The organism is Frankia sp. CcCS3 (assembly GCF_977927575.1).
This window is the reverse complement of the sequence record NZ_CDWRCL010000287.1, coordinates 1-3,383: the sequence shown is the minus strand read 5'-3', so window position 1 is coordinate 3,383 and position 3,383 is coordinate 1. Positions and strand designations below refer to the sequence as shown.

Here is a 3,383-nt window from a genome sequence, read left to right as displayed (position 1 = left end):
TGCGGCAGATGAGGATCGGCGCTGGGTGCAGCGCTTTCACGCTGATCTCGAGTACGAGCTGCGGGTTCAGGTTGGCTCCGCGGTGGGCGGAATCCTGGACACCCGCCCGCGTCCCGGCATGGACGCCGACCTGGCCCTGGCCGCCGGCGCCGGTGGAACCCGCGTGATGGTGGCGCTCTGTTCCGATCCCTTTTTCAGGGACGCCTGGTGCGGGCGCGAGTGGGAGGTCTTCCACTCGCGCATCGAAAATTTCAGCAAGGCCGGTGCGACCAGGCTGGAGGATGGTTTCATCCGGGTGCTGTGGCGTCCGGTGCAGGATCCCGTCCCGGCGATCGCGACGAAGGATCTCGCGGACGCGAGCGCGGGGCTCCCCGACACCTACCGCCAGCGCGGCCTGCTCTGGATGATGCGCAAGATGCTGCTCGGGGCGGGCGGATACTACTGGTTCGTCCGTATGTTCGCGGCGCGGATCGTCGCGGCCCAGCAAATCACCCTGGACCCGGTGCTCGACCTCGCGGTGCGCCGCGCCGCCGCGGCCTTCGGCTCCCACCCCGGCTCGTCCGGGGACCCGCCGGAAGCGATGCCCCCCTTCCTTCCGCTGGCCGGGTCCGTGAACGTGAACGGGAACGTGAACGGGAACGGGAGAGCCGGTTTCCGGACCCACGGCGACGGCGACGAGGCGCGGCGCGCGGCTTCGATCGGGACGGCATCCCCCGTGCCCACGCCGACGACCACCTCCTGCCGAACCACGCCGCCGGCGGCGTCTCACGTACCGCCGCCGCAGACTCCGACGGCGGAGGTCTCCCGCTTGGTCGCCATCAGCTACGTCGGCGCCGACCAGGAGTGGGCGGACTGGCTCGAATACCTGCTGCGCCGCGGCTCCCACCGGGTCGTGCAGGTCAGATGGGCGCAGAGTAGAGGTGAGCGGCTGGCCGAGACGGTTGACCGCATCGCCGCGCGCCGGCCGGATGTCACCGTGGCCCTGCTGTCGCGGCGCTACCGGCCGCCCCGCCCGGAGAACCCTGGCGAGACCGAGATCGAGGCGTGGGAGCGGCTGGGGCTGGCGGGACCGCTCGAGAATCAGGTCATCCGGGCGGTCATCGACCGCGAACCGTTACCCGAGCCGCTGCGGACGCTGCCGAAGCTGGACCTGAGCCGGTTCGAGCCGACCGCGGTCGACGGACTGCTGGCGGGGATACAGGCGGGAGCCCGGCGATGAACGCCTATGCCCGGCCCGGTCGCCGGCCCGGCGATGCGCCCCCGGTGTGGCGCAGCCGCCGGGAGAACGAGCTGTTCGCCGGTCGCGACGACGAGCTGGAACGCATCTGGGACGGTCTGGCCCGGCATCGGCGGGTGGTGCTGGTGCCGGAGGGCGACCAGTCCGACATCGGGGAGACCGAGCTCGCTGGCGAGTACCAGCATCGGTTCAAGCTGCGCTACGACGTCTCGTGGTGGGTGGACTGCTCGACGACCACCGCCGTCCCCGGGCAGATCGGCGAGCTCTACGAGCGGGTCCGCACCGGACTTACCGGCCCCGCCCCGGGCGCGGCCGGCGCCGGGCCGGAGCCCAGCGCGGGGTGGTTGGTCATCTTCGCGGGTGTGGGCAGTCCGGATGAGGTGGCGGAGTTCCTGCCCGACGGCGAGGCGCATGTGATCATCATCGCCGACCGCACCGTGGACGCCTGGCGGGACCGGACGATGCCCATCGGGCCGTTGCGTCGTCGCGAGTCGGTCATGCTGCTCACCAGCGCGGCGCCGATGGTCGACCCGGCCACCGCAGCCCAGCTGGGGGAGCTGGTCGGACACCGGCCCGCCCTGCTCGCGGAGATCGCCGGGTACCTGATCCGCGAGGCGGTCGTGACGCCGGAACTGTGTCGGCGCCTGCTGGAGATGGCGGCGTTGCGGCCGACGCCGGCCGTCCGGGACGCCACCGGCGGTGACCAGTCGTCCCGGGCCCGGGCGATGCGTGATTCCGGACCCCCGCCGTGTCCGTGGGCTCCGCCGGGGCCGCCACCGTCATGGTCGCAGACGAGGTACGTGACCCGGTGGGGTGCGACGCGGCGCAGGCACCATCGATTCCTGTGATCAACAAGCACGGCTGGCCCCCCGGGAGGTCGACGAGCTCGTCGCGGCCCTGATGCGGGTGGAGTACATCGCCGACCTGGCCGGTTTCGACCACTGGTTCGACGAGCTGGCGCGGATCCTCGGTCGCACGGTCGCGCTGACCTCCCCGGTCGTCGCGGTCCGCCTGACCACGCTGGTCAGCGAGGCGGTCGGCCAGCCCGATCCCGGCATGCTCGACGCCCTGGTGCAGGCCCTCGACCTGGTCGCGCCGCGCGACGACCGGTCTGTCGTGGACTTCCGGCGCTTGGTGGCCGAGCTGCGATCCCACTGGAGCGGCGCGGGCTCGGCGCTGCTCGGCGTGTCATCACCGGTGCCCGCGCACCAGTTCGCCTCCTGGCCACCGCTCGAGCTGCCTGGACCGCCCTCCTCGCCCCCGCCCAGCCACGGGCCGTCGGGCGCCCCGACCTACTACTTCTTCACCAGCCACGCGCACCGCGACGACCGGGATCGCGTGGCCATCTTCCATCGGGAGCTCGAGCTGGAGCTGCGCCGCAAGGTCAGGCGCCGGATCCGGCCGACGGGATTCTTCGACGCCGACCGGCTGGGCGGCGGGGAGCACTGGCCGACCTCGCTGCGCGACGCGGTGCGCACGGCTCCGGTGCTGGTCGCGCTGTGGTGCGACGACTACTTCGAGAGCGACTGGTGCGGCCGGGAGTTCGGCGTCTTTCAGGAACGTATCCGCCGGGCGACCAAGCCGGGCGGGAACCCGCCGTCCGGGATCATTCCCGTGCCCTGGCTGCGGCGGGACGCCGAGGTACCCGAGGCGGCCCATGAACTCCACATCGCGCATATGGAGCTTGGTCGTCAATATGACAACCTTCCAGTCCTGGATTTGATGCGCCATCCCGCCGCCTTCGCGGAGTATGTAAGTCTGCTGGCCTACCGGGTCATGGATGTCGCTCGCGACCAGCTGCCGCCGTTGGACGCCGAGGCGACGGAGCTCGTCCGTTCCCCGTTCCACCATCAGTCGTGAGCTGCACGGAGCCGTGATGAGCTGCACGAACACCCCACGGCCGGCACCCGGCGGCAGCGCGCCGCGACCGTCTCGCCGCACCCGGGCCCCAGCGGTGAAGAATGTGGTCCGACCTGTGCGAGCTGCCGTGGACGTGGGAGGACCGGGTGCAATGGCGGGTCTTCGAAGTTAACCGGGGTGGGCGTGAGACCCCAGCCAGTTTGGTAACTGTGCGTAATGTTGGTTCGGCGTGGCCTGCTGTGACCTGATGTGGCATGCCTCGTGTCGTGACATGAATCGCCCACAA

3 protein-coding genes are annotated in these 3,383 nt (G+C 71.2%); all 3 read left to right on the top strand.

Annotated elements, in window-relative coordinates:
* Positions 1 to 1,219 (top strand): TIR domain-containing protein (locus AC08OQ_RS17985; RefSeq protein WP_476602301.1); only part of this gene is annotated, 1,219 nt, incomplete at its 5' end.
* A complete protein-coding gene (locus AC08OQ_RS17980; protein ID WP_476602302.1) occupies positions 1,216 to 2,085 on the top strand; it encodes a hypothetical protein in 870 nt (289 codons plus the stop codon). The genes AC08OQ_RS17985 and AC08OQ_RS17980, both read left to right, overlap by 4 nt.
* A complete protein-coding gene (locus tag AC08OQ_RS17975) occupies positions 2,051 to 3,097 on the top strand; it encodes a TIR domain-containing protein (RefSeq protein WP_476602303.1) in 1,047 nt (348 codons plus the stop codon). Before AC08OQ_RS17980 ends, AC08OQ_RS17975 begins: the two co-directional genes overlap by 35 nt.
* The last annotated feature ends 286 nt before the right edge of the window (positions 3,098 to 3,383 follow it).